We start from the raw sequence: 1,369 nt of genomic DNA, 5'->3' as shown, positions 1-1,369 counted from the left end.
TTAACGCTGAGGTGTGATGACGAGGCACTACGGTGCTGAAGTAACAAATGCCCTGCTTCCAGGAAAAGCCTCTAAGCATCAGGTAACATCAAATCGTACCCCAAACCGACACAGGTGGTCAGGTAGAGAATACCAAGGCGCTTGAGAGAACTCGGGTGAAGGAACTAGGCAAAATGGTGCCGTAACTTCGGGAGAAGGCACGCTGATATGTAGGTGAAGCCCCTGCGGGTGGAGCTGAAATCAGTCGAAGATACCAGCTGGCTGCAACTGTTTATTAAAAACACAGCACTGTGCAAACACGAAAGTGGACGTATACGGTGTGACGCCTGCCCGGTGCCGGAAGGTTAATTGATGGGGTTAGCGGTAACGCGAAGCTCTTGATCGAAGCCCCGGTAAACGGCGGCCGTAACTATAACGGTCCTAAGGTAGCGAAATTCCTTGTCGGGTAAGTTCCGACCTGCACGAATGGCGTAATGATGGCCAGGCTGTCTCCACCCGAGACTCAGTGAAATTGAACTCGCTGTGAAGATGCAGTGTACCCGCGGCAAGACGGAAAGACCCCGTGAACCTTTACTATAGCTTGACACTGAACACTGGTCCTTGATGTGTAGGATAGGTGGGAGGCTTTGAAGTGTGGACGCCAGTCTGCATGGAGCCGTCCTTGAAATACCACCCTTTAATGGCTGGTGTTCTAACGTAGACCCGTAATCCGGGTTGCGGACAGTGTCTGGTGGGTAGTTTGACTGGGGCGGTCTCCTCCCAAAGAGTAACGGAGGAGCACGAAGGTTAGCTAATCCTGGTCGGACATCAGGAGGTTAGTGCAATGGCATAAGCTAGCTTGACTGCGAGAGTGACGGCTCGAGCAGGTGCGAAAGCAGGTCATAGTGATCCGGTGGTTCTGAATGGAAGGGCCATCGCTCAACGGATAAAAGGTACTCCGGGGATAACAGGCTGATACCGCCCAAGAGTTCATATCGACGGCGGTGTTTGGCACCTCGATGTCGGCTCATCACATCCTGGGGCTGAAGTAGGTCCCAAGGGTATGGCTGTTCGCCATTTAAAGTGGTACGCGAGCTGGGTTTAGAACGTCGTGAGACAGTTCGGTCCCTATCTGCCGTGGGCGCTGGAGAATTGAGGGGGGCTGCTCCTAGTACGAGAGGACCGGAGTGGACGCATCACTGGTGTTCGGGTTGTCATGCCAATGGCACTGCCCGGTAGCTAAATGCGGAAAAGATAAGTGCTGAAAGCATCTAAGCACGAAACTTGCCCCGAGATGAGTTCTCCCTGAGACTTTAAGTCTCCTGAAGGAACGTTGAAGACGACGACGTTGATAGGTCGGGTGTGTAAGCGCAGCGATGCGTTGAGCTAA

At 53.1% G+C, this 1,369-nt stretch carries 1 rRNA gene; it reads left to right on the top strand.

The window, feature by feature from the left end:
• Positions 1-1,369: ribosomal RNA gene (locus ACOTXT_RS22425) — 23S ribosomal RNA — on the top strand; the annotation flags it as partial.

Source organism: Enterobacter cloacae complex sp. IR5422, from assembly GCF_049238165.1.
Lineage (GTDB): Bacteria > Pseudomonadota > Gammaproteobacteria > Enterobacterales > Enterobacteriaceae > Enterobacter > Enterobacter roggenkampii.
This window is presented reverse-complemented; position numbering and strand designations above follow the sequence as displayed.